The organism is Arthrobacter pullicola (assembly GCF_014836875.1).
In the GTDB taxonomy this organism is placed as follows: Bacteria; Actinomycetota; Actinomycetes; order Actinomycetales; family Micrococcaceae; genus Arthrobacter_B; species Arthrobacter_B pullicola.
Genome location: NZ_JACSQC010000004.1, coordinates 188,611 through 213,976, shown reverse-complemented (window position 1 = coordinate 213,976; position 25,366 = coordinate 188,611). Strand labels below are relative to the sequence as shown.

At 64.2% G+C, this 25,366-nt stretch carries 24 protein-coding genes; 7 read left to right on the top strand and 17 right to left on the bottom strand.

Annotated features, from left to right (window positions below):
• Window positions 1–29: 29 nt before the first annotated feature.
• Window positions 30–1,121, bottom strand: coding sequence for a succinyl-diaminopimelate desuccinylase (gene dapE, locus H9638_RS09860; protein WP_318241842.1), 1,092 nt, complete (start codon window positions 1,119–1,121; stop codon window positions 30–32).
• A 33-nt stretch (window positions 1,122–1,154) separates the two neighbouring features.
• Between dapE and dapD the strand changes: the two genes are divergently transcribed.
• From dapD to galE, 3 genes are all read left to right on the top strand, one after another.
• Window positions 1,155–2,126, top strand: a complete 972-nt coding sequence (gene dapD, locus H9638_RS09855) for a 2,3,4,5-tetrahydropyridine-2,6-dicarboxylate N-succinyltransferase (protein WP_191747011.1) — start codon at window positions 1,155–1,157, stop codon at window positions 2,124–2,126.
• Window positions 2,127–2,237: 111 nt separating this feature from the next.
• Window positions 2,238–3,023, top strand: a complete 786-nt coding sequence (locus H9638_RS09850; protein WP_225217290.1) for a hypothetical protein — start codon at window positions 2,238–2,240, stop codon at window positions 3,021–3,023.
• A gap of 40 nt (window positions 3,024–3,063) precedes the next feature.
• Complete coding sequence (galE, locus tag H9638_RS09845; RefSeq protein WP_191747010.1) at window positions 3,064–4,083, top strand: UDP-glucose 4-epimerase GalE; 1,020 nt, start codon at window positions 3,064–3,066, stop codon at window positions 4,081–4,083.
• A 96-nt stretch (window positions 4,084–4,179) separates the two neighbouring features.
• Here galE and H9638_RS09840 read toward each other — a convergent pair whose 3' ends face one another.
• From H9638_RS09840 to fdxA, 3 genes are all read right to left on the bottom strand, one after another.
• Window positions 4,180–5,472, bottom strand: a complete 1,293-nt coding sequence (locus H9638_RS09840) for a citrate synthase (protein WP_191747009.1) — start codon at window positions 5,470–5,472, stop codon at window positions 4,180–4,182.
• 186 nt (window positions 5,473–5,658) lie between these two features.
• Window positions 5,659–6,813, bottom strand: a complete 1,155-nt coding sequence (gene dapC, locus H9638_RS09835; RefSeq protein WP_191747008.1) for a succinyldiaminopimelate transaminase — start codon at window positions 6,811–6,813, stop codon at window positions 5,659–5,661.
• Window positions 6,810–7,133 (bottom strand): ferredoxin, encoded by a 324-nt coding sequence (gene fdxA / locus H9638_RS09830; RefSeq protein WP_066295741.1) that lies wholly within the window; start codon window positions 7,131–7,133, stop codon window positions 6,810–6,812. Before fdxA ends, dapC begins: the two co-directional genes overlap by 4 nt.
• 124 nt (window positions 7,134–7,257) lie before the next feature.
• Here fdxA and H9638_RS09825 point away from each other — a divergent pair, with 124 nt between their 5' ends.
• On the top strand, window positions 7,258–7,497 hold the full coding sequence (locus tag H9638_RS09825) for a putative acetyltransferase (RefSeq protein WP_191747007.1): 240 nt from the start codon (window positions 7,258–7,260) through the stop codon (window positions 7,495–7,497).
• Between the two features lie 41 nt (window positions 7,498–7,538).
• On the top strand, window positions 7,539–8,036 hold the full coding sequence (locus H9638_RS09820) for an ArsR/SmtB family transcription factor (RefSeq protein ID WP_191747006.1): 498 nt from the start codon (window positions 7,539–7,541) through the stop codon (window positions 8,034–8,036).
• On the opposite strand, the gene H9638_RS09815 is transcribed toward H9638_RS09820, so the two are convergent.
• From H9638_RS09815 to H9638_RS09805, 3 genes are all read right to left on the bottom strand, one after another.
• Entirely contained in the window at window positions 8,033–8,524 is a 492-nt protein-coding gene (locus tag H9638_RS09815) for a hypothetical protein (protein ID WP_191747005.1), read from the bottom strand. The two genes, H9638_RS09820 and H9638_RS09815, sit on opposite strands and share 4 nt — an antisense overlap.
• 55 nt (window positions 8,525–8,579) lie before the next feature.
• Window positions 8,580–10,502, bottom strand: coding sequence for a translational GTPase TypA (typA, locus tag H9638_RS09810; protein WP_191747004.1), 1,923 nt, complete (start codon window positions 10,500–10,502; stop codon window positions 8,580–8,582).
• Window positions 10,503–10,787: 285 nt separating this feature from the next.
• Window positions 10,788–12,620: an ABC transporter ATP-binding protein gene (locus H9638_RS09805; RefSeq protein WP_191747003.1), complete on the bottom strand. Its 1,833-nt coding sequence runs from the start codon at window positions 12,618–12,620 to the stop codon at window positions 10,788–10,790.
• Between the two features lie 89 nt (window positions 12,621–12,709).
• Between H9638_RS09805 and H9638_RS09800 the strand changes: the two genes are divergently transcribed.
• Window positions 12,710–13,339, top strand: a complete 630-nt coding sequence (locus tag H9638_RS09800) for a PH domain-containing protein (RefSeq protein WP_191747002.1) — start codon at window positions 12,710–12,712, stop codon at window positions 13,337–13,339.
• 32 nt (window positions 13,340–13,371) lie between these two features.
• Here the strand turns inward: H9638_RS09800 and H9638_RS09795 are convergent, their stop codons facing one another.
• The 3 genes from H9638_RS09795 to H9638_RS09785 form a co-directional block, all read right to left on the bottom strand.
• A complete protein-coding gene (locus tag H9638_RS09795; protein ID WP_191747001.1) occupies window positions 13,372–14,388 on the bottom strand; it encodes an ABC transporter permease in 1,017 nt (338 codons plus the stop codon).
• Window positions 14,385–15,926, bottom strand: a complete 1,542-nt coding sequence (locus H9638_RS09790) for an ABC transporter permease (RefSeq protein WP_191747278.1) — start codon at window positions 15,924–15,926, stop codon at window positions 14,385–14,387. Before H9638_RS09790 ends, H9638_RS09795 begins: the two co-directional genes overlap by 4 nt.
• Window positions 15,927–16,141: 215 nt before the next feature.
• Window positions 16,142–17,938, bottom strand: a complete 1,797-nt coding sequence (locus tag H9638_RS09785) for an ABC transporter family substrate-binding protein (protein WP_191747000.1) — start codon at window positions 17,936–17,938, stop codon at window positions 16,142–16,144.
• A gap of 337 nt (window positions 17,939–18,275) precedes the next feature.
• On the opposite strand from H9638_RS09785, the gene H9638_RS09780 reads away from it, so the two are divergent.
• Window positions 18,276–18,887: an NAD(P)-dependent oxidoreductase gene (locus H9638_RS09780; RefSeq protein ID WP_191746999.1), complete on the top strand. Its 612-nt coding sequence runs from the start codon at window positions 18,276–18,278 to the stop codon at window positions 18,885–18,887.
• A gap of 84 nt (window positions 18,888–18,971) precedes the next feature.
• On the opposite strand, the gene H9638_RS09775 is transcribed toward H9638_RS09780, so the two are convergent.
• The 7 genes from H9638_RS09775 to H9638_RS09745 all read right to left on the bottom strand — a co-directional run bounded on the left by H9638_RS09775 (window position 18,972) and on the right by H9638_RS09745 (window position 25,284).
• Window positions 18,972–19,784 (bottom strand): hypothetical protein, encoded by an 813-nt coding sequence (locus H9638_RS09775; protein WP_191746998.1) that lies wholly within the window; start codon window positions 19,782–19,784, stop codon window positions 18,972–18,974.
• Window positions 19,785–19,991: 207 nt separating this feature from the next.
• The gene (locus H9638_RS09770; protein WP_191746997.1) at window positions 19,992–21,131 is read right to left on the bottom strand and encodes a M24 family metallopeptidase; all 1,140 of its coding nucleotides are present in this window, start codon (window positions 21,129–21,131) and stop codon (window positions 19,992–19,994) included.
• Window positions 21,132–21,136: 5 nt separating this feature from the next.
• Window positions 21,137–21,706: a dihydrofolate reductase family protein gene (locus H9638_RS09765; protein ID WP_191746996.1), complete on the bottom strand. Its 570-nt coding sequence runs from the start codon at window positions 21,704–21,706 to the stop codon at window positions 21,137–21,139.
• Window positions 21,707–21,752: 46 nt separating this feature from the next.
• A complete protein-coding gene (locus tag H9638_RS09760; RefSeq protein ID WP_191746995.1) occupies window positions 21,753–22,190 on the bottom strand; it encodes a VOC family protein in 438 nt (145 codons plus the stop codon).
• Between the two features lie 421 nt (window positions 22,191–22,611).
• Window positions 22,612–23,229, bottom strand: coding sequence for a DUF7793 family protein (locus H9638_RS09755; RefSeq protein ID WP_191746994.1), 618 nt, complete (start codon window positions 23,227–23,229; stop codon window positions 22,612–22,614).
• A 268-nt stretch (window positions 23,230–23,497) separates the two neighbouring features.
• Window positions 23,498–24,460: a helix-turn-helix domain-containing protein gene (locus H9638_RS09750; RefSeq protein WP_225217253.1), complete on the bottom strand. Its 963-nt coding sequence runs from the start codon at window positions 24,458–24,460 to the stop codon at window positions 23,498–23,500.
• A gap of 377 nt (window positions 24,461–24,837) precedes the next feature.
• On the bottom strand, window positions 24,838–25,284 hold the full coding sequence (locus H9638_RS09745) for a hypothetical protein (protein ID WP_191746993.1): 447 nt from the start codon (window positions 25,282–25,284) through the stop codon (window positions 24,838–24,840).
• Between the last annotated feature and the right edge of the window lie 82 nt (window positions 25,285–25,366).

The following is a 25,366-nucleotide window of genomic DNA, read 5'->3' as shown; positions in this document are numbered from 1 at the left end:
ACCTTTCGCTTTATGGGGCCAGCCGAAAACTAGCCCAGCCACGTCCGCAGGGCCCGCAGGCACTCGCGGATGGCCTCGGCATGCACATGCTCGTCGTCGGAATGGGCCAGCAGGGCATCCCCCGGCCCGAAGTTCACGGCCGGAACACCCAGCGCGCTGAATCGGGCGACGTCGGTCCATCCGTATTTGGGTTTCGGTTCAGCTCCCACAGCGGCCACGAAACTGGCCGCAGCCGGGCGGTCCAGCCCGGGGCGGGCGCCGGCGGAGGCATCCGTAACCACCAGGTCGAAGCCGTCGAGCAGGTTCCGGACGTAGGCCTCGGCCTGGGCCAGATCCTTGTCCGGGGCGAACCGGTAGTTGATTTCCACCATGGCGGCGTCGGGGATGACGTTTCCCGCGGTGCCGCCGCTGATGCGGACCGCGTTCAGCGACTCGCGGTAGTCCAGGCCTTCAACCCGGACGGTGGCCGGCTCATGGCCGCGCAGCCTCACCAGGATTTCCGCCGCCGCGTGTATGGCGTTCTCCCCCATCCACGCGCGTGCCGAGTGGGCGGCCTTTCCGGTGGTCCGGGCCTGGAAGCGCATGGTCCCGTTACAGCCGCCTTCCACCGTGCCGTCCGTGGGTTCAAGCAGGATCGCGAAGTCTGCCTCCAGCCACGCCGGGTAGCTCCGGGCAACCCGGCCGAGCCCGCTGAGCGAGGCGTCAACTTCCTCATGGTCATAGAAGATGAAGGTGATGTCCCGGGTGGGTTCGGTCAGCTGGGCTGCCAGCGCCAGCTGGACGGCGACGCCGCCCTTCATATCGGTGGCCCCGCGACCATACAGCACCTCGCCGTCCCAGCGCGAGGGCACGGTGCCCCGGGCCCCGGGAACCGTCGGCAGCGGCACGGTGTCCAGGTGCCCGGCCAGGATGATCCGTTCGGCCCGGCCCAGGTTCGTGCGCGCCATCACCGTGTCGCCGTCCCGGACCACCTCCAGATGGTCCAGGGAGCGGAGCGCGGATTCGACGGCGCCGGCAATGGCAGCCTCGTTGCCGGAGACACTTTCGATGTCCATCAGGGCGGCGGTGAGGGCAGCAACGTCGCCCTCCAGGTCCAGGCGGTTCACAGGTAATACAGTCACCGGACCAGACTACCGCTCGGTAGAGTGGAACCCATGACTTCCAGCACCCCATCAGCCCTGACCGCCCGCACCGCCTCCGGCCTTGGACTGGCTACCGTAGCCGCAGACGGCACCGTCCTTGACGTCTGGTACCCGAAGCCGCAGCTGGCACCTTTCGAACCGGACACAGCACTGGCCGCCGACCTGGCCAAGGCTGCCGACGCCATGACCGATGAGGTCCGCGGCACCCGCGGCGAAGTCGTGGAAACGCAGGTCGACCTGGATGCAGCTCCGGGCTCCACTGCGGACGCCTACCTTCGCCTGCATGTCCTCTCGGCACGGCTTGCGGCGCCCAACACCATCAACCTGGACGGTGTCTTCGGTGTCCTGCCCAACATTGTGTGGACCAATTTCGGCCCCTGCCAGGTTGCGGGCTTCGAGCAGGTCCGCGTGGGCCTGCGTGCCCGCGGAGCGGTGACCGTGTACGGCGTGGACAAGTTCCCGCGGATGGTGGACTACGTCCTGCCCTCCGGAGTGCGCATTGCCGACGCCGACCGGGTCCGCCTTGGGGCGCACCTCGCCGAAGGCACCACGGTAATGCACGAGGGCTTCGTCAATTTCAATGCCGGCACCCTGGGGACGTCCATGGTTGAGGGCCGTATCTCTGCAGGCGTGGTGGTCGGTGACGGCAGCGACGTCGGCGGCGGCGCTTCGATCATGGGTACCCTCTCCGGCGGCGGCAAGGAGCGGATCACCGTTGGGGAACGGGTGCTCCTCGGGGCAAACTCCGGCGTGGGCATCAGCATCGGTGATGACACGGTCGTCGAAGCCGGCCTCTACATCACCGCCGGCACCCGGGTCAGCGTGGTGGATCCGGAAACCGGGGAAGCACGCACCCTGAAAGCTGCAGAACTTTCCGGTGTGCCCGGCCTGCTGTTCCGCCGCAACTCGGTGACCGGCGCCGTCGAGGTCCTCCCCCGGCTGGCCCGCACCGTGGAACTGAACGCCGCGCTGCACGCCAACTAGGCGGCACAACCGGGAGAACTGGCCGTGAATCCCCGCAACCACCCGCTGCCCGCGCGCAGGCAGCGGGTGACGGTGCTCCTCGTGGCGGGCGCTGCAGCGGCGGCCGCGGCGCTGTACCTCCTGGTGCTCGCCGGCACCTCCGGGGAGGACCGCCCCCTCCGGGAAAGCTGCACGGCAGCCGTCAATGACAGCACCTGGCAGCTCACCCCGGAACAGGCGGCCAACGCTGCAACAATCGCGGCCGTCGCCGTCGTCCGCGGGCTTCCCCCGCGGGCGGCGTCGATTGCACTGGCGACCGCGGTCCAGGAATCGGGGCTGCGCAATATCGACTACGGCGACGATGCCGGCCCCGATTCCCGCGGCCTGTTCCAGCAGCGTCCGTCCCAGGGCTGGGGCACACAGGAACAGATCATGGATCCGGTGTACGCGGCCAACGCCTTTTATGACGCACTGGTGCAGGTCGAGGGCTACCAGGAGCTGCCGATCACGGTCGCGGCCCAGACTGTGCAGCGCAGTGCCTACCCGGACGCCTATGCGGACCATGAACCCGAGGGCCGGGCGTTTGCCTCCGCCCTGACCGGCCAGTCCCCGGCTGCGCTGACCTGCGTCCTGAATCCCGCTGCAACGGCCGGAAACCCGGAAAGCATCCTCGCCGCAGTGACCACTCTGTACGGCACGCAGCAGGCCGTGGTGCTGGGCGATGTGCTTTTGATCGGCGCCTCCGGCGACTACGGCTGGTCCCTGGCGCACTGGGCTGTAGCCAACGCCCGCGCTCTGGGGATCAACGAGGTCTCCTACGATTCCCGGACCTGGAGCCGCGGGAGCGGCGAATGGACCGGCTCTGACGCCTCGGATTCCCAGGTTGCCATCCATGTGGCCCCCGTGGGCACCGGATAGCCCTTCAGCATTGGCAAGGTCCACCCAGTAGGCTGGGAGCATGCGAATACTAGTCACCGGAGGAACCGGCTACATCGGATCCCACACCACTCTTGAGCTGCTGCAGGCCGGCCACGACGTCGTGGTCCTGGACAACCTGGCCAACTCCAGCACCGAATCCCTCAACCGGGTCCAGGAACTCTCCGGGCGCACGGCGGAGTTTGTGCAGGCTGACCTGCTGGACCCGCAGGCGCTCGAAGCTGTCTTCGCCCAGCACTCCCCTGAAGCGGTGATTCACTTCGCCGGACTGAAGGCCGTCGGCGAGTCGGTGGCGAAGCCGCTGTACTACTACCGGAACAACGTTGCCGGCACCCTTAACCTGCTGGAGGTGATGGACCGGCATGATGTCCGCACCATCGTGTTCAGTTCCTCCGCCACCGTCTACGGCGCCTCCGAGGAGGTGCCCCTGGTCGAGAAGATGCCGATGGACGCCGTGAATCCCTACGGGCGGACCAAAGAACAGATCGAGGACATCCTGGCCGACCTGGGTGCCTCCGATGAGCGCTGGAGCATCGCCCTGCTGCGCTACTTCAACCCGGTTGGCGCCCATGAGTCAGGCCGCATCGGCGAGGACCCCACGGGTGTGCCGAACAACCTGCTCCCGTTCGTGGCCCAGGTTGCGGTCGGCCGCCGGGAAAAGGTTATGGTCTTCGGCAACGACTACCCCACTCCCGACGGAACCGGCGTGCGCGACTACATCCATGTGATGGACCTCGCGGCAGGCCATCTGGCAGCGCTGGATTACATTGCCGCCCGCAAGGGCGTCAAACGGTGGAATCTGGGCACCGGCAACGGCTCCTCCGTCCTGGAGGTGCTTGCCGCCTTCTCGAAGGCAGCCGGCAAGGATGTCCCGTACGAGTTTGCCCCGCGCCGTCCGGGCGACGCGGCGGTCAGCTATGCCGACCCCTCCGCCGCCCTCGCCGAGCTGGGCTGGTCTGCCGGACGGTCCCTCGAGGACATGTGCCAGGACCACTGGAACTGGCAGAAGCAGAACCCGCAGGGCTACGCCCCGCACTCCTGATTCAGCCAGGAGCTCCTGATCCAACGGCGCTCCTGATACAGCAAAGGGCGGGCCGCCTCCTCTTCCCGAGGAAGGCGGCCCGCCCTTTCGCTTGGTTTAGCGCTCCGGGTAGTTACGCTCCGCAACACCCGTGTAGAGCTGGCGCGGGCGGCCGATCTTGGTCTGCGGGTCCTGCATCATTTCGCGCCACTGGGCAATCCAGCCCGGCAGGCGGCCAATCGCGAAGAGCACGGTGAACATCTTCTCCGGGAAGCCCATCGCCTTGTAGATGAGGCCGGTGTAGAAGTCCACGTTCGGGTAGAGCTTGCGCTCAATGAAGTAGTCGTCCGCGAGGGCCTTCTCCTCCAGGCGCATGGCGATGTCCAGCAGCTCGTCGTTGCCGCCGAGGTCGGAGAGGATCTCGTGTGCCGTCGCCTTGACGATCTTGGCGCGCGGATCGTAGTTCTTGTAGACGCGGTGCCCGAAGCCCATGAGCTTCACGCCGTCTTCCTTGTTCTTCACCTTTTCCATGAAGTCCTCCGGCTGCATGCCGTTGGACTGGATCTGGCGGAGCATGTTCAAAACGGCTTCGTTGGCGCCACCGTGCAGCGGCCCAAAGAGCGCGCTGATGCCGGCGGAAATCGAAGCGAACATGTTGGCGTTGGAGCTGCCAACCAGGCGGACTGTCGACGTCGAACAGTTCTGCTCGTGGTCTGCGTGCAGGATGAGCAGCAGGTCCAGTGCCTTGACCAGCTTCGGATCCACATCGTACGGCTCGGCCGGGAGGCCGAAGGACAGCCGCATGAAGTTCTCCACGAGGTTCATGGAGTTGTCCGGGTACAGCATGGGCTGCCCGATGCTCTTCTTGTGGGCGTAGGCCGCGATGACCGGGAGCTTCGCCATGAGGCGGACGGTGGAGAGTTCCACCTGCTCATCGTCGAAGGGGTCCAGGGAGTCCTGGTAGAACGTGGACAGGGCGCTGACAGCGGAGGACAGCACCGGCATCGGGTGTGCGTCGCGCGGGAAGCCGCCGAAGAAGCCCTTCAGGTCCTCGTGCAGCAGCGTGTGCCGGCGGATCCGATGGTCGAAGTTTTCCAGTTCAGTGGCAGTGGGAAGGTTGCCATAGATCAGCAGGTATGAGGTCTCGAGGAAGCTCGAGTGCTTTGCCAGCTGTTCAATCGGGTATCCGCGGTAGCGCAGGATTCCCGCGTCACCGTCGATGTAGGTGATCGCCGAGGTGGTTGCCGCGGTATTCATAAAGCCGGGATCGAAGGTGACGGTCCCCGTCTGCTTCAGCAGCTTCGATACGTCGAAACCGTCGTTGCCTTCCTCCGCCGCGATGCGGGGCAGCTCGAGCTTGTCCCCCGGGTCGGTCCCATAGTGCAGCTCGGCACTCGGTCGCTCAGTCATTTTTCTCCTTCAGGAGTTGAAGAACCCACTGCTACGGGCCCTCATCCTCGTGAGGGAAGCGCCCATAGTACACATTCGGTGCTTAAACTATTTCGCTAAAACGCTACCGGCTGACCGGGCGATACCACTAATCGGTAACCATGTTGTTGTGCAAGCGCAACATGGCTGCGCCGTGTCACAGGCCAATCAGCCCGCAGCCTCGGCCAGCCGCCGGGCGGCTGCGGCAATCCGTTCATCGCTCCCAGTCAGGGCCACACGGATGAATCCGGCACCCGCGTCCCCATAAATCACGCCCGGTCCGACGACGATTCCCAGTTCGGCGAACCGCTGGACCGTTTGCCAGGTGTCCTCCCCGGCGGTCGCCCAGAGGTAGAGGCCGGCTTCGGAGTGCCGGATGTCCAGGCCAAAGGATTCCAGGGCCGGAACCAGCAGTTCCCGCCGGGCCCGGTACTTGTCCTTCTGCTCAGCAACGTGCCCGTCTTCGGACAGCGCGGCCTGCATGGCGGCCTGGACCGGTGCCGGGACGATCATGCCGGCGTGCTTGCGGCTGTTGACCAGGTTGGCGATGATCGCGGAGTCCCCGGCTACGAACGCTGCCCGGTAGCCGGCCACGTTGGACTGTTTGCTGAGCGAGTAGACGGCCAGCAGCGATTCGTTGCTGCCACCGCTCACCCGGGGATCCAGGACCGATGGAACCGGTGCACCTCCCCGCGCGGTGTCCCATTCGCCCCAGCCCAGTTCGGCGTAGCACTCGTCGGAGGCAACCACGGCGCCGAGCTCCCGGGCCTGCTCCACCAGGCGCGCCAGGGATTCAGCGCCGCGGACGATTCCCGTGGGGTTGCCGGGCGAATTCACCCAGACCAGCCGGACCCGGGCCCGGGTCTGCTCATCCAGGTCCTCCAGGTCGTCTGCAGCCACCGCGGTGGCGCCGGCCAGAACGGCACCCATGTCATAGGTCGGGTAGGCAACGGTCGGACGCACGACGACGTCCCCCGCCCCGAGTCCAAGCAGCAGCGGGAGCCAAGCCACCAGCTCCTTGGAGCCGACGGTCGGCATGATGTCCTGCGGGTCCAGGCCGGGAACTGCACGGCGGCGGGCGAACCACCCGGCGATGGCCTGGCGCAGTTCCAGCGTGCCGTGCGTCGTGGGATATCCGGGTGCATCGGCAGCCGCGGCCAGCGCTTCCTGAATGAAAGCCGGCGTCGGATCCACCGGCGTTCCGATGGACAGGTTCACCGCACCGTCAGCATGGGCAGCGGCCTGCCGGGCGTAGGGGGCCATGGCTTCCCAGGGGTACTCCGGAAGGTTCAGTCCGAAGCTCCGGGAGACGGTCCCGCTCATTCCTGGTTCTGCGGCGGCAGGGCGGCGATCAACGGGTGATCCTTGTGGGTGTTGCCGAGCTTGGCAGCGCCGCCCGGGGAACCCAGGTCGTCGAAGAACTCGACGTTGGCCTTGTAGTAATCCGCCCATTCCTCAGGCGTGTCGTCCTCGTAGTAAATCGCTTCGACGGGGCACACCGGTTCGCAGGCACCGCAGTCGACGCACTCGTCGGGGTGGATGTAGAGGGAGCGTTCACCTTCGTAGATGCAGTCCACGGGGCATTCTTCGATGCATGCCTTGTCCTTAACATCCACGCATGGCTGCGCAATTACGTACGTCACGTCCCTTTGCCTTCCTTGGTGTGCGGAATACCGCTGATCAGCGGTTGTCCACGAGGTGTTGCTTCCACGTTAGTAGCCCACACCATTATCTCCCAGCCGGACGGCCCGCGCGTACTATGTAACGATGACTTCCCAGACCCCCGAATCCCGCCTCCGCGAGGCTGGTACCGGACGCCGCGCCGTCGTCCGGTACCGGATCGAGGACGGGTTGACTGATGCACTGGGAACCATCACGGCATTGGACTCCGCCGGGTGCACCATCGCAACCCGGACCGGCGAAGTCTTCATCGCCTGGGAGCGGGTGACCGCGGGCAAACCGGTACCGGACGCGCCCCCGCGGCGCCGGCCGCGCACCGGGTCCTGATCCCGGCAGAAGCGCCTGGACCCGCGGCGTATGCTGAGGTGATGCCGAGCGATGAGGTAGTTCAAGCCCGTGGACGGGCACTGAGTTCTCCCGTACGGGTGCGCATCCTGCGGCTGTGCCTGCACCGGGAGCGCACCAACAAGGAAATTGCCGAGGCGCTGGAGCTGAATCCCGCAACGGCCCTGCACCATGTTCGGACACTCCTGAGCACCGGTTTCCTGCGCGCCGGAGAACCGCGCACAGGCAACCGCGGGGCGAAGGAAATACCGTACCGGGCCACCGGCCTGAGCTGGCAGACATCGCTTCCGGAGGGCACGAAGGCAGTATTGCTGGAGACATTCCGCCAGGAGATCGAAGGCCTCTCTCCGTCAGACATTGACGTGGTGCGGATGGGCGTGTGCCTTAACGAGGAAAACCGCAGCGCCATGATGGCTAAGCTGCGGGCCGTCTTCGAGGAGTATGCCGTGCGCGGCCCTGATGCGGACGGCACTCCGACGTCACTTCTGCTGGCCCATCATCTGGACCCTGCGGGGAACTAAGCGGGTGGTTCCTGCCGGCCGGTTTCCGGTCCCTGCAGGGTTCCGGCACCGCCGGGACGGTATCCCGGATCAGTCCCGTAGCCCAGGGGTTCCTGGGCTGCCACGGTGCGCTGGAACACGGCCTCACGGCGCAGGACGCCGGCAGTGATAAGCACCGCTGCCACAGTTGCTGCTGCCTGGCCGTAAATCCAGATCAGCCCGGCGGTGGTGACCGGCAGATCGAGGTCCGAGACGGTTCCGGTGACGATCAGCGGACCGCCGAAGACATCGAGGGTGAAGAATCCGAGGAGCACATAGGTCAGCACCCCGGTCAGGGCGCTGACCAGGACCGAACGCGCCCACAGGCCCGCCAGAACGGCCACGGCGGCACTGAAGACCAGCGCCCCCGCAGCGCCGAGCGGAAGGGCGGCGTCTCCTGCGTAGATCACCTGGGCGTGCAGCGAAGTGCCCAGGACGGCCGCCGCCACGGCACCCAGAAGCACGGCCACCGGGCCCCGCATACGCGGGACCCGGTGGCCGGAAGTGTGTGCCGTGGCGATGGTGCTAGGCCTTGGCGCGGGCGCGGTTGGCCTTGGCACGCTCGTTGGCGTCCAGGATGAGCTTGCGGATACGGATCGACTCGGGGGTGACCTCAACGCATTCGTCCTCACGGGCGAATTCGAGGGATTCCTCCAGGGTCAGCTTCCGCGGCGGGGTCAGGTTCTCGAACGTGTCGGAGGAAGCTGCACGCATGTTGGTGAGCTTCTTTTCCTTGGTGATGTTCACGTCCATGTCATCGGCGCGCGAGTTCTCGCCGACGATCATGCCCTCGTAAACCTCGGAGGTCGGCTCCACGAAGAAGGAGCCGCGTTCCTGCAGGTTGATCATGGCGAACGGAGTAACCACACCGGCGCGGTCGGCGATCATCGAACCGTTGGTGCGGTATTCGATCGGGCCGGCCCACGGCTCGTATCCCTCGGCGATGGAGGCGGAGATGCCTGCGCCGCGGGTTTCCGTGAGGAACCGGGTGCGGAAGCCGATCAGGCCACGTGCCGGAACAATGAATTCCATCCGGACCCAGCCGGTGCCGTGGTTGGCCATGTTGACCATGCGGCCCTTGCGGGCGGCCAGCAGCTGGGTGACGGCGCCGAGGTATTCCTCGGGTACGTCGATGGTCATGTGTTCCATCGGCTCGTGGACCTTGCCGTCGATCATCTTGGTGACAACCTGCGGCTTGCCGACAGTCAGTTCGAAGCCTTCGCGGCGCATCTGCTCCACGAGGATGGCCAGGGCGAGCTCGCCGCGGCCCTGGACTTCCCAGGCGTCGGGACGCTCGGTCGGCAGGACGCGGAGCGAGACATTGCCGATCAGTTCCTTGTCGAGGCGGTCCTTGACCTGGCGTGCGGTGACCTTGGCGCCCTTCACCCGGCCGGCGAGCGGCGAGGTGTTGATACCGATGGTCATGGAGATCGCGGGATCATCGACCGTGATGAGCGGCAGCGGCTTGGGGTTGTCGACGTCGGTGAGGGTTTCACCAATCGTGATGTCTTCGATGCCGGCGACGGCGACGATCTCACCGGGTCCGGCGGATTCGGCCGGAACGCGCTCCAGTGCCTTGGTGGCCAGGAGTTCGGTGATCTTGACCGTCTTCATGGTGCCGTCGGCGCGGGCCCAGGCAACCTGCTGGCCCTTGCGCAGGGTGCCGTTGAAGATACGCAGCAGTGCCAGGCGGCCAAGGAACGGCGAGGCGTCCAGGTTGGTCACGTGGGCCTGCAGGACACCCTCGGGGTCGTACGTCGGGGCCGGGATGTGGTCAATGATGGTCTGGAACAGCGGTTCCAGGTTGTCGTTGGCCGGAGCCTGGCCATCGGCCGGCTGCTCCAGGGATGCGGCACCCACACGGGCTGCTGCGTAGACAACGGGAACGTTCAGGACCAGGTCCAGATCCAGGTCCGGAACTTCGTCCGCGAGGTCGGAGGCCAGGCCCAGGAGCAGGTCCATGGCTTCGCTGACAACCTCGTCGATGCGGGCATCGGGGCGGTCGGTCTTGTTGACCAGCAGGATGACCGGCAGCTTGGCGGCAAGGGCCTTGCGCAGCACGAAGCGGGTCTGGGGCAGCGGGCCCTCGGAGGCGTCAACGAGGAGCACAACGCCGTCCACCATGGACAGACCGCGTTCCACCTCGCCGCCGAAGTCGGCGTGGCCGGGGGTGTCGATCACGTTGATGGTGATGGTCTCGCCGTTGGCGGCCGGACCGTTGTAGAACACCGTGGTGTTCTTGGCCAGGATGGTGATGCCCTTTTCGCGCTCCAGGTCGCCGGAGTCCATCACGCGTTCTTCAACGTCTCCGTGGGATGCAAAGGAGTTCGTCTGCTTGAGCATGGCGTCGACGAGGGTCGTTTTGCCGTGGTCAACGTGGGCCACAATAGCAACGTTCCGGAGGTCGCTTCGCACAGCGCTGTTCACAGCCGTGTTGGTTTCTGACATGCGTGAAGACTCAATTCATTGGTAAGCGTTCGGGATGATTCACAGTGGTCCGGAGTTCGATTCCGGATAGTCCGGCAGTTCTATACAAATGCTGCGTAGGAACACACGTGTAAGAAATCGCCGAGAGGCCGCCGTCAGCGGGCACCGTACCATTCTAGTCGTTTTGCCAAAGGTTCCCTAATGCGCCCCTGCTGCCCCGGCGCAGCAAGCAGGAAGGCCCCTCCCTGGACCATAGCCGGGAAAGGGGCCTTCCGCTGATCAAGTGCCTAACGGGAGCGCAGAGACCTAGGAAACGACGCCGGAGCCTGCGTTCAGCTTGGCCCGAAGTTCCCGGCGCTCACGCTGCTTGTCCGGGTCCGGGAGCGGCACAGCGGCGATCAGGCGCTGCGTGTATTCCTCCCGCGGGTTCCGCAGGATCTGGTCCCGGGTGCCCTGCTCCACGATCCGGCCGTGACGCATTACGCAGATGTTGTCAGCCAGCACGTCCACTACGGCCAGGTCATGTGTGACGAAGAGGCAGGCGAAACCGAGTTCCCGCTGCAGGTTCTGGAACAGCTCCAGCACCTTGGCCTGCACGGAAACGTCCAGGGCGGACGTCGGTTCATCCGCCACCATCAGCTTCGGCTTCAGGGACAGGGCACGGGCAATCCCCACGCGCTGCTTTTGGCCGCCGGAGAGCTCATGCGGATAACGGTTCCGGTAGGCACGGGGAAGCTCCACCTGGTCCAGCAGTTCTTCGATCCGCTGCTGCAGCGCGGCTCCCTTGGCCTCCCCGGCCAGGAACATCGGCTCGCCGATGCTCTCACCAATCGGCAGGCGCGGGTTCAGGGAGGAGGACGGGTCCTGGAAGACCATGCCCACCTGCCGGCGGAGCTGGTGCATCGCCTTGGAGTTGGGCTTCAGCTCCGAGATGTCCGTGCCCACCACGCGCAGCTCGCCTTCAGCGACGGGCAGCAGCCCGACTGCCGCACGGCCAATGGTGGTCTTGCCGGAGCCGGACTCGCCCACCAGGCCCATGACCTCTCCGGGGAAGATCGAGAGATTCGCTCCCTCAACGGCACGGAAGGCCGCAACCCGGCCCTGCTTGGGGTACTCAATGGCAACGTTTTCCAGCACCAGGACCGGTTCGGCCGCGGGTGCGCCGGCTGTGGCCGAAGCTGATTCCAAGCCGGCGAGGACAATGTCCTCGCGGCGCGCCAGCTCCTGCTGGTCCACGGATTCCAGCTCAACGTTGGTGGCTGCGGCCAGGGCGGCGACCACGTCCACATTCTCCCCCGCGGCTCCCTGTCCCAGGTGCGGCACGGAGTCCAGCAGCGCGCGGGTGTACGGGTGCTGCGGGTTCGCGAAGATTTCCTTGGCCGTCCCGGTCTCCACAATCACACCGTGGCGCATCACGGCGATCCGGTCGGCAAGGTCCGCCACTACGCCCATGTCGTGGGTAATGAGGACAATGGCCGAATTCAGCTTGGTGCGCAGGTTCCGCATCAGGTCGAGGATTTCCGCCTGGACGGTCACGTCCAGGGCCGTCGTCGGCTCATCCGCGATCAGCAGCTTCGGATCACAGGACAGGGACTGGGCGATCATGGCGCGCTGCCGCTGGCCGCCCGAAAGCTGGTGCGGATAGGATTTGAACGCTTTCTCAGGGTCCGGCAGCTCCACCATGGCCAGCAGTTTCAGTGCACGCTGCTTCGCTTCGTCCGGGGAGATTTCGTTGTGCAGCCGCAGCGTCTCCATAATCTGGAAACCCACCGTGTAGACGGGGTTCAGCGCCGTCATCGGCTCCTGGAAGATCACCGCGACGTCGTTGCCCCGGACCTGGCGGAGTCTGTGCGGAGACAGGCCCAGCAGGGGCTTGCCGTCCAGCAGCACTTCGCCCGTCACCCGCGAGTTCGTGGGCAGCAGACCCAGCAGTGCCATGGAGCTGGCGCTCTTGCCGGAGCCGGATTCACCCACGATGGCCAGGACTTCGCCGGCGTTGACGTGGTAATTCAATCCGACGGCGGCGGGAACCCATTCCTTGTCCACCCCGAAGTCAACGGACAGGTCGCGTACTTCCAGGACCGGGGGCCGGTCCTGGCGGCTCGCAGTGCCCGAACTTCCCATAATGGTTTCAGTCATGGCCTTGGTTTCCTTCCATCCAGGCTGCGCGCGTCCCGGGTCATCGGGCCGATTACAGAGGTACCTGGAAATGCTGTAACGATGGGGGTATGTCGATCCCGATGAGCAAGCCTGAGCCTGCCGTTTTCCGTCCCCGGAGCACCCTGTGGTTCACCGGAATTGCCGGGCTGCTGGCTCTGGCGGCCATGGTTTCCGCGTTCCTGAGCTCCGGGTTTTCCGGGCTGCTGGCCACGGCTCCCCTGCTGCTCATTCCGGCGGTGGCCAGCTGGCTGTTCTGGTATCCGTGCGTACGCGTGGATACCGACGGTGTGGCCCTGCAGAACCCGTTCCGCACCATCGAAGTTCCCTGGACCGCACTGATCCACGTGGACACGCGCTTCGCTCTGAAGCTCATCACACCACACGGCTCCTACACCGCCTGGGCGGCTCCGGCGCCGGGCGTCTGGGGCACCCATGCGGGAAAGCCCGAACATGTCCGCAACCTCCCGGGAACCACGTACGGTGCCGGCGGCTCGATCCGTCCCGGCGACCTCAGCCACACCGACTCCGGACAGGCCGCCCGGCTGGTCCGCAGCCGCTGGGAGGCCCTGGTGAATGCCGGTGGAATCGACGCGGACCAGACGGACGCTGCGACGGTCCGCAGCACGGCCAACTGGCGCTGGCTGCTGGGCTTGCCGGCCCTGACTGTTGTGCTCTTCGCCCTGACGGGACTGGCCTAAGCCCAGCCCCCTCCGGGACAGCAGCATTCCCACTAGCTGCCTACTGTCTTCGTCTTGACCTTTTTGGCGTTGAACTTCTTCTGCCGCGGATCGAAAGCATCCCGCAGGCCGTCACCGATGAAGTTGATGCACAGGCAGATCGACACGATGAACAGGCCGGGCCACCAGAACAGCCACGGGCGGGTCTGGAATGCTTCCTGATTCTGGCTGACCAGCAGCCCCAGGGAGGTGTCCGGAGGCTGCACACCGAACCCGATGTAGCTGAGCGAGGTCTCCAGCAGGATGGCCGTTGACATCAGCAGCGTGGTGTTCACGATGATCACACCCACCGCATTGGGCAGGATGTGCTTGAAGATGATCCGGTTGTTGGAAGCGCCGGCGATCCGGGCCGCGTCGACAAATTCCCGTTCGCGCAGCGAGAGGAACTCTCCGCGCACCAGCCGGGCCAGCGACGTCCAGGTCGCCAGACCCAGGAAGATGCCCAGCAGGATAACGCCGATCCCTTCCCCAACCAGGCGGTTGGCGATCTGGCCCAGGACTGCGGCCATCACGATGATCGGAATGATGATAACGACGTCCGTCAGGCGCATCAGCACGGCTTCAACCCAGCCCCGGAAGTAGCCCGCGGCAGCTCCGACCACGGAACCAACCACGCAGGCAATGGCGCCGACCAAGAACATCACGATGATGGACTGCTGCGTCCCGCGCATGGTCATGGCGAACATGTCCCGGCCAATCCGGTCCTGGCCGAAGGGGTGCTCACCCCAGTTAAAGATGTTCACGAAGGTCGGCGCACCGCCATTGATCTGCTCGGTGAATTGCCGGTGGTCGTACTTCCACCAACCGGGGATACCAGCGAATCCAATGGAAGTGAACGCCAGGACGCAGATCAAGGCAAAGACCACCAGCGAAATGATCGCCGCAGTGTTATCGAAGAAACGCTTTCGGACAATTTGTCCCTGCGACAGTCCTACAACCTTGGCTTGGGGCAGTTCAGGATCTGTGCCGGGCGGATTGGAGGGGGTTTCGGCGGAAAACGTCGTGCTCATGACTTCACCCTTACGCGCGGATCAAGGACGGTATAAACAAGGTCTGCCACCAGGTTGAAGACCAGCGCCAGAATGCCGGTCACCAGGAAGAAGCCCATGATCGGGTTGGGATCAACCCGCTGCAGTGCCTGGACGAACATCTGTCCCATGCCGCTGAAGGCGAAGACCTGCTCGGTGATGACGGCGCCGCCGATCAGCGCGCCGATGTCAAAGGCAACGATGGTGGCCAGCGGAATCAAAGCGTTGCGGAAAGCATGGCGCATCACCACGGTGCGCTCTGAGAGCCCCTTTGCCCGGGCAGTGCGGATGTAGTCCATGTTCATGATTTCCAGCATCGATGCCCGCGAGTAGCGGCTGTAGCTGGCCAGGGAGGCCAGGAGGAGGGCGATGGTGGGCAGCAGGAGGTGGGTGAACGTGTCCAGTCCACTGATCCAGAAATCGCCGTCGAGCCCCGGAGTGGATGCACCCACGGTGGCGATGGGCCTTTCCCGGATCCGGGAGTTGGCCATGTAGGCAGGCCAGGTGAACATAAACCGGTCAAGGACAATGAGGCCTCCGACCAGCAGTCCGGTCAGGGCGGCGCCCCGCATGCTCTGCCCGCGGTCGTAACCACCCATGAGGTAGCCCACCAGGCAGCCGACGGCGACCGTCGCCAGTGCCAGCAGCAGGATCATGGTCCAGGTAGCCGAGTTCAGCAGCGGCTGGACGGCATAGTAGGCCATCACCCCGATGGCCACGGTGATCAGGGCGGAATACAGGGCCTTGCGGTTCTTCAGCCCCGCACTGAGCAGGGTCACACCGTAGGCGATGGCGACGCCCGTCAGGGCAATCACCACCGGCCCGAGACTGGGGGCGGTAAACCAGCCGGTTAGTCCGAGCAGGTAAAGAATGACGGCCGCAACCGCGAAGCCTGCGGCGAAGGCGACGCCGCGGCGCTGCCACGAGCCGCCGGCAAAAACAACCCAGATCAGACCGCTGGCCAATCCCACTCCCAGGACCACGGACATAGGTATGGTCGGGTCGGCCAGGAAGTCATTGAAGCCGATGGCACCGTATTCCTTGAGCAGGACGGCCAGCCAGAAGATCGGCAGGGAGAAGAACAGGAAGGCCATAAAGGTCACGCTGTAGTCCAGCGAGCTGTACTGGCGCAGGGCGGTGATGATCCCCAGGGAGATGCCCACGATGATGGCCAGAACCGTTGCGGTGGTGACCAGAAGAATCGTGGCGCCCATGGCTCGGCCGAGGGCGTCGGTTACGGCTTCACCCTGGACGCTCTGGCCCAGGTCACAGGTCGCCGCGAAGGGCGCCAGGCATTTCACGGCGCCGCCGAGCCAGTGGAAATAGCGCAGTGGGGCCGGGACATCCAGGTTCAGGAGCTCGATGCGGCTGCGGATCAGTTCTTCCCGGTTAGGGGCAGGGTTTTCACGCAGATCATGCAGGGGATCCCCTGACGCCGCTGTCAGGAGGTAGACGAGGAAGGAAGCCCCGAAGAGGATTAGCACGGCGGTCAAAAGCCGCCGGACGATGTAGGTAACCATAAAGTTGTCAGCCTCATTAGTACGGTCCGGGGGTTCTCCCGGCACTCGCAGAAGTGTAGTGCAGGTCATAGTGGCTGGGAATTTGGTAGTTCCCAATCACTTGCCGGAGGCGCGGGAGGGCCGTGGGAAGCAGGAGTTTGGAAAGAGGCAAGGCGCCGGGGCCGTGGAGGCCCCGGCGCCTTGCGGGTTACTGCATGGCGCTCAGGCCACCGGGATTACTTGACTTCCCATTCCCAGAAGTTCCACCAGACGCCGGTCTGGTTGGGCATGTAGGAGTTGATGCCGCTGATGCTGTCGCTGTGCGCGTCAACGCCCGGCGACTGGAAGAGCGGCAGGCCGAAGGAGGAATCCCAAATCAGCTTGTCAATCTGGGTCTGCAGCTCGCGCTGCTTCTCCGCATCGGTTTCAACGATCAGCTGATCCATCAAAGTGTCAGCCTCGGGGTTCGAGAACCCGCTGTAGTTGGAGGCGGCACCGGTCTTGAAGAGCTGCGGAACGCTGCTGACGCCAACACCCGAGCTGATCCAGCCGAAGATCGACGCGTCGTAGGTTCCGCCGCCCAGGGCTGACCCCCAGTCGGAAGCGCCCAGGCCGCCGTCGACGACCTTGAAGCCGGCCTGGGAGGCAGACTCGGCAATCAGCGTGTAGGCGTCCGCACGGTTGGGGTTGTCCTTGTTGTACATGATCCGGACTTCCGGGGTGGCACCGGCCAGCAGTTCCTTAGCACCTTCAATGTCCACCTCGCCGTAGGCCGAGGAACCGTTGTTGCTGGCGGATTCCTCATAGCCGGGCTGGTCGGAGAGGAAGATCTGCGAATCCAGCGGGGCTGCATCCGGGTTCAGCTTCTTGACGATCGAGTCAACGATTGCGTCGCGGGGAACGGTCTTCATGAAGGCTTCGCGTACGTTCTGCTCGGCGAAGACACCCGAGAAGTTCAGGTCGAGGTGATCATAGGCAAGCTGGTTGCCGCTGTTGATGGTCACGCCGTCGATGGCTTCCAGCTGTGCCACGGTGTCGGCTGAAGCCTGCGGAGCAATGATGTCCACTTCGCCGTTCTTCAGGGCCTGCACCTGGGCCGGGGAGTCACCGATGTAGCGGACGTTGATTTCGTCAACCTTCGGCTCGGCGCCCCAGCTGTAGTCCTCATTGCGGACCAGCGTCATCGAGTTTTCCGGATCAATGGCTGAGACGATGAACGGACCGTTCGAGAGGTACAGCGACGGATCCGACGGCAGGGACTTGGTGTCGAAACCGGTGTTCCAGAAGTCTGAAACTGCTTTCAGTTCCTCATTGACCGGAGCCGGGTTCTCCGGATCTCCTGCCGGGGAGTCCTGGATCAGCTTGATCAGGGCGTCGCCGTCGGCCAGGCCAGCCTTCTCGGCCACCACGTGCGCGGGAACGTTCACGCCGCCGTCGGACATCAGGCCGAACGCGACCTCCCAGTCAGCGAAGGGCTCGGAGTACGTCATGGTGATGCTTCGTCCGTCGTCGCCGACCTCGGGAACATCGGTCAAGCCCAGGCCGGACGTATCGCCGGCGTAGTCGAAGTAGCTGGTGCCGGAGACAACCGCTCCCTCGTCATCCAGTGTGGCGTCGTTGAAGTGGCCTGAGTTGACGGCCCACATCAGCATCAGGTCATCAGCATCGACGGGTTCGCCGTCGGACCAGTTAACTCCTTCGTTAACGGTGTACTTGACCGTCAGCGGGTCATCGGAGACCTTCTCATAGGAACCGAATTCTTCCAGCGGCACCACTTCAAGTTCGTCAGTGATGTAGTTGAACCCGGAGTGCGTCGCGTACGCAATCTTGCCGTTGACATCCACGTTGCCGTTCGCCGTCTGGCTGTTGAACGAGCTAAAGGCGTTAACCTCCACGACGCGGACTGATCCGCCGGTGCTCTCGCTGTCAGTGGACCCGTTATCGGTGGTCCCCTGGTTTGCAGCACAGGCGCTCAGTGCAAGCGCAGCTGCTGCTGCGACTCCCACTGCTTTGGAAATACGTCCGAAACGCATTCCGCCTCCTAATTCTTAGTGCGGGTTTCTCTCCGGCGGGATTACCGGAAGGACGGACAGCGCAGTTCCTGCGTGTCTCGTCGCATATGAGTAGAAGAGTAAGCCTCTGACCCCTACTGGGTCGTAACCTGGCTCACAGCAGGACACGGTTGTTACACGTTTGCAACCTGTAAAATGCAATTATGCGATGTGGTCTGGCGTACACCCTGGTGATGCTCTATTCTTGTCCGCACACCATGCCAGTTTGCTGCCGGTGGCCGAGTGGCGTCCCCTGCTCCCCCGGCTCGCGTCCCCGATAAACTGCTTGGATCAGCAGCCACACGAAGCAGGGGAATACGTGAAAATCACGATTATCGGCGGATCCAAAGGCACGGGGGCCCAGCTTGCCTGTCTGGCACGGGACGCCGGCCATGAGGTCACGGCCCTCTCGCGCAGCGGAAGTGCACCGGACGGTGTCCGGATTATCACCGGCGACGCCGCTGATCCTGCGGTTGCTGCCGGCGCCGTGGCCGGGGCTGACGCCGTCGTTGTCACCGTGGGCGGAGCCAAGGGAGTCCCCCATCAACGCACTGCGGTTACCAGGAGCGTCATTGAGGCGATGCAGGAAACAGGGGTGCGGAGACTGGTTGTGCAGTCCTCGCTGGGCGCTGGAGATTCGGCGTCCCAGCTCCCTGGTCCGCTCCGGCTGATCATGCGCACCGTCCTGGCCAAACCGCTGGCGGATCACAATGAGCAGGAACGTGCCGTGCAGGGCTCCGGCCTGGACTGGACCCTTGTCCGGCCCACCGGCCTCACGGACAAGGAACCGGCGGGCAGCTGGCGCGCCCTCGAGACAAGCGACGCTGGAAAGCTGGGCGGCTCGATTCCGCGCGGGGATCTCGCTGCGTGCATCTTCGGGCTGCTCAGTGATGAGGCCAGCGTGGGCAAAGCCCTCGGCCTGAGCAGCTGACCCTGCCCATTCCCGCGTCGGCTCAGTCCCGGCGAGTCGGATACCGCAGATACTCCGTGCACGCTGGGTCGCGGCCGAACTCTGTCACATCGGATGTGTCTGTTTCGGTTTCGACCGCAACCGTCGTTTGCGGCGGCGGCCTGGACCGTTGAAAGGCGCCCGGGGCTGGCCGATCCGCGGACCGGTCCAGTACCTCCCGCCGATCAAAATGCCCGCAAGGACGCCGTAAGCCCACGCATTGGGAAGGGCTATCTGGTCTGTTGCACCGCCGACGAATCCCAACACGAAGTAGCTAACGGGCAGACCCAGGATGAGGAGGCCGTTTCTGATTCCCAGCGACGGCGGGAAGCGGAACAACGTCCAGCCCGCCATAAACGCAGCAGCTAGGACCACAGCCGACTCCGCCGTCGGTGACAACAGGAGAAGCTGCGCTGTGCCGAATCCGAGCAGCACCAGCGCGCAGAATCCATTGATCACCGCCAGGCGCCACCCGCCGGAGAAACTGCCGTCCGGCTCGGGGAGGCGCTTACGGCTGTGCTTGAATTCTGACCCGGCGCGCGGGCCGAGCCAGACGTATCCGCCCGCAATTGCACCGATGATGAACCCGATGAACCACGGTCCAGCCGAAGGGATACCCAAGGAACCGTCGACGGAGATCGAGATCAAGGTGAAGTAGTTCAAGAGGAACGTCCAGGACATCACGGTAAAGGCACGCACTGACTGTGAGACGACGCGATACACAAGAACTGCGTACACCACCCCTACCGCCAGAAATACTGACGCCTTAGACAGATTGCTGCCGGCTAACCAGGCAAATAACGCCAGCATCAGAACGATCATCCCGGCATAGAAATACCGGACGTTCACCTGGTCGAGTTTCTTCAGCAATGCCCCCATGGATACAGGGTATAGCTGGTGATATCGGCGGATGTTACGGGAACTTCCCGTTGTTCTGGGGTCGACTGGCGTTCCGCTACTCCAGCGGGGGCAACTCGCGGTCCCTCTTTGTCAGCAGCCACATTTCCACTCTCCAGGCCCTCTACCCGGACCAAGAACTGCAAAGCGGACGCGGATGAGTCCAATGGGCGTCACGACGCCGGCGGATTACTGGACGATTCTCATCTCATGAGGGGTCTGGTTGAGCCGCCGCCCGCCGTCAGGAACCACCGTCACGATGTCCTCGATCCGCACACCGAACCTGTCCGGCAGGTAGATGCCGGGTTCAATCGAGAAGCACATGCCGGGGTGGAGAATCTGGGTTTCTCCCTCCACCATGTACGGCGGCTCGTGGGTCGTCAGTCCGATTCCGTGCCCAACGCGGTGAATGAAGTATTCGCCGTAGCCGGCTTCAGTGATCACCGCCCGGGACGCACGATCGATTTCCTGGCACTCGACGCCTGGCCGCACGGCCGCGAACCCTGCCTGCTGCGCCTGCCGGACGACGTCGTGAACCTCGCGTTCTTCGGCGGTGGGTTCGCCGACGTGCACGGTCCGCGTCGTGTCTGATCCGTAGCCGTGCTTGAGTCCGCCGAAGTCGAGCACCACCATGTCGCCATCCTCGATGACCCGCGGGCCAACCTCGTGGTGCGGGTTGGCGCCATTCGGGCCCGATCCGACGACGGTGAAGTCCACCTGCGAATGACCGAATCGGCGAAGCAGGTCGGCGAGGTCTGAGCCGACGTCGGCCTCGCTGCGGCCGGCGAACCGCATGGTGACGATTTCCTCGTATGCCTGGTCGGCGGCTGCGCCAGCCGCTGCCAGCCGCTCGATCTCGTCCTCGTCCTTGATCGCCCGAAGCATCGGCAGGGCGGTCGTCATCGATATGTAGGACGACTCGGGAAGGTGGTCCTGCAGGCCAAGGAGGTGCATTGCCCAGGCGGAGTCAGAGACGGCATAGCGTCCGGCACCGGCCAGCAGCGCTGCAGATTCCGCGTAGGGGTCGCTCCCGTCAGTCCAGTCGGTGATCCGTAGAATCGTTGCGCCGGGGGCAGCTTCCGCGTCGGGCCGCTCGAGCCTCGGGACGATCATTGCCGGCTCCGCGTCGACCGGAATCACCAGCATGGTGATGCGTTCAGTGATGGCCACGGGCGCATACCCGGTGAGGTAAAGCAGGTCCGGCCCGGGAGTAACCAGAATGCCGTCGAGTCCGGCTTCCCGGGCGGCGCGGGCGGCGCGCCGCAACCGCTCGGCGAAATCCTCAACGGTGAACGGAGCGGGCTCGGGAAGACTTCGGTGATCGCCCATGGGACTTAGCCCCGGCCGGCCAGGTAGCGCAGGTACACGGTGCCGTTGGCAAAAACTCTCTGTTCAGCGAGGCGCAGGTCCAGCTGGACGTCGCCGGGCAGGGCGCGCAGACCGCCGCCCACCAGCTTCGGAACGACTACTAACCGGAACTCGTCAACGAGGCCCGCACGGATAGCGTCCGCCGCCGTAGTGGGCCCGAAAATCTCGACCATCCCCTCCGCATCCTTCACGATTTGCTGCAGCTCGGCCAGGCTCAGCTGCGGCACGATACGGGCCCGGCCCGACGCCAGCTCGTTATCCGTCATCGTCGACGACACCACAACCTTGTTGATGTCCCGCCAGCGGCGGGCGAACTCCCGCTCAGGCGCGGGCTGGTCTTCAGTGTCTGGAAGCTTCTCCCAGTACTCCATCAACGCATAGGTTTTCCGGCCGAGCACTTCAGTCGACACCTCCCCCATCCGGTCGACGTGCAGTGCAAACATGTCATCGGACGGGCCCGTCCATTGAAAGTCCCCATTTTGATCAGAGACGTAGCCGTCAAGGGACACTGTCGCCGTGAATATCAGGGTTCCCATAGCCGTTCCCATCCCCTCACCGGCACACGGGCCGGCCGGTTGGCAGTCAGGTCTTCTTTAGTTCCTCAGCGAGCATCACAATGATGCCGCTGGGCCCGCGGACATAAGTCAGCCGATAGACGTCCCGATAAGTTGCCACCCCGCGCAGCGGATGGCAACCGTGTTTGGCCGCAATTTCAAGGGCCCCGTCCAGATCATCGACGGAGAAGGCGACGCGGTGCATGCCAATCTCATTGGGCCTGGCGGGCGGCGTCTCGATCGCTTCGGGGTGGATGTATTCGAAGAGCTCCAGCCGGCCGTGCCCGTCCGGGCTCTGGAGCATCGCGATCTTGGCGTGGTTGCCGTCAAGTCCGACGGCGGTATCTGTCCACTCGCCGCTGACGGTGTCACGGCCCATGACGGTGAGCCCCAAATCGGTGAAAAAGGCGATGGCCGCCTCGAGATCGCGGACGGCAATCCCGACGTTCTCAACTTTGATGGCCATGCCCGCCATGCTAGCCAGCCGCGGCCTTGGAAAAGAAGCCCCTGCCGCGTCTATCAGCCACACAGCAGGCTTGTGGACCTGCACTGGCCCTGCTTGCATGTCCCGCATGGATCTAAGCCCCGTTCCTCCCCTGCTGCTCACGGCGCAGTCGGCCTTTCAGGCTGCTCTTGCCTTAGGTGCCCCGTGGGGAGGTACTGCCTACGGCGGGCAGCACCAGGGCAGGCTGCCGGCGGGGCTTCGGGCAGCCAGCGCCGTGACCGCACTGGTGTATTCCGCCGCTGGTGCAGCATTGGCTTCCACCGGGACTTCCGCTTCCGTGCGGCGAGCAATTCTCCGCGGGTGCGTTGGGCTCGGCGTCGTGGGAACGGTAATGAATGCAGTCTCCCGCTCACCCGTGGAACGGCTGTGGAGCGTCTGGTCGCTAGCGCTGGGTGCGGCTTCGTGGCGGGAACTGCGACGGCGGGGTTAACCGGTTGGCGGCTTCCACCGCTGCGAGCCAGTCCAACGCCTCCGCGTACTGCGTGAAGTATGAAGCCGGGTAGGACGGCCGATGGATAGCTTGGAAAAAATGCCCGATTGTTTGTTCAACAGGTGAGGTACCCACCAACGCCATCCGGGTCGCGGTAAGGGCTCGGGCAAACTTCTTCAACGCCGCGGAGCTGGCATAACGCATGCCGCGCATTTCCACCAGCAGCGGCCTTGGGACGTTCCCGCTCAGCTGCTCTATGCGGGAAATGGCAGCCAGCGCCTCCGGCACTTCGATTGTTGCATTCGGTGGCCAGCGAACCAGAAGGATGCCGCTGGGCATGAGCTCGACTTCGGGCAGACGGGACCCGCCCGCGGCGGTGGCCCGGCGTTGATCTTGGACACCAGCCGGTTCGAACTTAGAAATCACACTCAGCCTTGAAACGTATTCGATCGCAAAATTGGGAAACTGGCCAAACCTTTTGACGGTTGAGGCTGCCTGCTTACGGCGGCAGACGAACCGGGCCCCGGGAAGCGAAAATGCTGTCGTGTCCGGCCGGCGGCGGCGCAACATTCACCAGGCGTGAATTTGGGGGAATCCGCCCGGGAATCCGCCGCCGGCCTGCCTCAATTTTATGGACTTCCTGCCCAGCCAGACAGGAGCGGGCCGCCCAGTTTGTGCAGAGTTGCACGTCGAAACGAGCATCCCGTGCATGCTGAATGGTGTGGGTCACAAAACACCGGAATGCCGTCTGGCTCCCAACCCAATCAGGAGCTAATCCACGGCCGTGGCTACGCAGGGGAATCCGTGCCCTGCCGCCATCCTCGAGGCGCTGGGTTCCTTAGAATCCGATGGATTTCCTGAGCGCAAGGGTCGCCGAGCGCAACCCTTCAGGGTCAGACTGTATTTCCTGCAGGGAAGCTCCCGTGGTCGTTTCGACTGCCCGCCGCATCGCTGCCGCGCTGCTAAATCCGCTCGCTTCAGCTATCTCCGCGAGTGGGACCTTCCGCGGGTTTGGAGCTGTGAGGAGCTCAAGGGCCTCCAGCGCCCTGAGCGCACGGATATAACCATTTACCTGTAGCTTTTCACCTTCGAAAAGATAGTAGAGAGCGCGGCGTGAAAGATGCGAGTACTCCACAACAGCGTCCACATCCAGTGCCCGGTTCCTGGCGTTCTTCCGCATAAACTTCCTGATCGCCAGGATGCGGGCCGCACGAAGGTCGGCGTCGTCAATGTGTGTGTCGAATAGGGAGCCGATCAGGGCAGCCATGACGGATCGGACGACTGGCAGGAGACGATCCACTTCCTGATCCATGTCCGGATGCTGCCAGCCCGACAGCATTGGAATTATCAGAGACCTCACCACAGGGTTTGTCCTAATATCGGTCAGCGCTTGCAACCGTTCCACTGACTTTTCATCCAGTCCAAGCAGGCCGCGGTCAATGTTTATCTGCACCGCCCCGAGTCCGGCCGGAGCGTGGAAACTACCGGAAGACGAAAGATCAATAAACCTCACAGCACCTGGCAAAACGGCTTTTGACTGGCCCGAGAAGGTGAACCCGGCGCACGCAGTCTTGAAATGCACCAACCGGATCTCTTCGGAAGACGCAGCCCCACCCCAGTAGCCGGCGACCGGTTCGTTAGTGAGTTCCACAAGGCTGAACCCGGAGCCGTTCAGGCTTACCGCGGTCGGATTAAAACCGCGATGCACCGTGCTTTCGGTTTTCTCCAGGCGCATGGGTAAATCAACGGCCGAGCCGTACCAAGTGCGCCAATGCTCAAATTTCTCCTCCGGGCTCAACATCCCCGGGACCCGATAGCGTGTAAGCCGTCCTTGCCGCGGCAACCCTGAGCCTGAGCCGGGAACGTCGTCGCAGGCAGGAAGCATAAAGTTCACGGAACCTTCCGGTTGAACGAAATCCGAGCCTAAATAATCTCATCCCCGTCGGACACCCGGCGGAAACTGTTACCCCGTGCTTCCACGACGTGCCAGACCGATCAGGGGCTTGTCCATCTTCTCAGCAGTTGTGCTTTCCCCCGCGGCAGTAAGCACCCCCCATGGGCCGGGGCATCCAGCCCCTAGCAGACCCCTCGGTAAGGGCTAAGGCAGCCTGGCCGCTGGCACCGGGGTGTCGCATAGCTGCCTGAACCGCGCCGCATCGGGGATTGGGACACCCGTCATCACTGGCCGGGACTCCTAAATGGATTAGGCCACCACCAGCGAGGCCGCGACCGGCGCACGCGCATACGCTCTGCCCGGCGTCGAGCGGCGCCGTAATAGTCCTCGTAGGCCGTATCAAAGACGGCCTGAGGCAAGGTCAGCTGCGCACGGCTCAACAGTCGTGCTGCCAGAATTTCGTTGATTGCGCTCGGGATCATCCGCATCCCCTGAGTACCTTTGACGGACCGCCTGATCTGTTCTCCCTCCTCCGTGAGCAGCATTCCCCACGACGAGTCCACTTCCGCCAAGCCGGAACCAGCCAGGATCGACATTGCTGTCTCCATCTGTTCCCGCGATGGGACGTTCGCCTGCAGCATGTCCCACCCAGATAACATCGTCCGGAGCGTCGAGGGGCGCTTCCCAGGATGCAACAAGGTCATAAGCGTTGCCGCATCGAAGATATCCATGTCTCTACGGTCCATGCCGGTTACGCTAGCGCACTTCGATTCGGCACCGCCTCGGAAGACAGAAAGGCCCGGGATGCGATCA

Bases quoted from the DNA above. Each gene is read 5' to 3' on its own strand.
- H9638_RS09750 (WP_225217253.1), bottom strand. From the start codon at position 24,460: ATGTTGAGCCCGGAGGAGAAATTTGAGCATTGGCGCACTTGGTACGGC.
- H9638_RS09775 (WP_191746998.1), bottom strand. From the start codon at position 19,784: ATGGGGGCATTGCTGAAGAAACTCGACCAGGTGAACGTCCGGTATTTC.
- H9638_RS09785 (WP_191747000.1), bottom strand. From the start codon at position 17,938: ATGCGTTTCGGACGTATTTCCAAAGCAGTGGGAGTCGCAGCAGCAGCT.
- H9638_RS09840 (WP_191747009.1), bottom strand. From the start codon at position 5,472: ATGACTGAGCGACCGAGTGCCGAGCTGCACTATGGGACCGACCCGGGG.
- H9638_RS09825 (WP_191747007.1), top strand. From the start codon at position 7,258: ATGACTTCCCAGACCCCCGAATCCCGCCTCCGCGAGGCTGGTACCGGA.
- typA (WP_191747004.1), bottom strand. From the start codon at position 10,502: ATGTCAGAAACCAACACGGCTGTGAACAGCGCTGTGCGAAGCGACCTC.
- H9638_RS09770 (WP_191746997.1), bottom strand. From the start codon at position 21,131: ATGGGCGATCACCGAAGTCTTCCCGAGCCCGCTCCGTTCACCGTTGAG.
- H9638_RS09765 (WP_191746996.1), bottom strand. From the start codon at position 21,706: ATGGGAACCCTGATATTCACGGCGACAGTGTCCCTTGACGGCTACGTC.
- H9638_RS09745 (WP_191746993.1), bottom strand. From the start codon at position 25,284: ATGGATATCTTCGATGCGGCAACGCTTATGACCTTGTTGCATCCTGGG.
- H9638_RS09820 (WP_191747006.1), top strand. From the start codon at position 7,539: ATGCCGAGCGATGAGGTAGTTCAAGCCCGTGGACGGGCACTGAGTTCT.
- galE (WP_191747010.1), top strand. From the start codon at position 3,064: ATGCGAATACTAGTCACCGGAGGAACCGGCTACATCGGATCCCACACC.
- H9638_RS09755 (WP_191746994.1), bottom strand. From the start codon at position 23,229: ATGTTGCGCCGCCGCCGGCCGGACACGACAGCATTTTCGCTTCCCGGG.
- H9638_RS09800 (WP_191747002.1), top strand. From the start codon at position 12,710: ATGTCGATCCCGATGAGCAAGCCTGAGCCTGCCGTTTTCCGTCCCCGG.
- dapC (WP_191747008.1), bottom strand. From the start codon at position 6,813: ATGAGCGGGACCGTCTCCCGGAGCTTCGGACTGAACCTTCCGGAGTAC.
- dapD (WP_191747011.1), top strand. From the start codon at position 1,155: ATGACTTCCAGCACCCCATCAGCCCTGACCGCCCGCACCGCCTCCGGC.
- H9638_RS09790 (WP_191747278.1), bottom strand. From the start codon at position 15,926: ATGGTTACCTACATCGTCCGGCGGCTTTTGACCGCCGTGCTAATCCTC.
- H9638_RS09760 (WP_191746995.1), bottom strand. From the start codon at position 22,190: ATGGCCATCAAAGTTGAGAACGTCGGGATTGCCGTCCGCGATCTCGAG.
- H9638_RS09795 (WP_191747001.1), bottom strand. From the start codon at position 14,388: ATGAGCACGACGTTTTCCGCCGAAACCCCCTCCAATCCGCCCGGCACA.
- H9638_RS09805 (WP_191747003.1), bottom strand. From the start codon at position 12,620: ATGACTGAAACCATTATGGGAAGTTCGGGCACTGCGAGCCGCCAGGAC.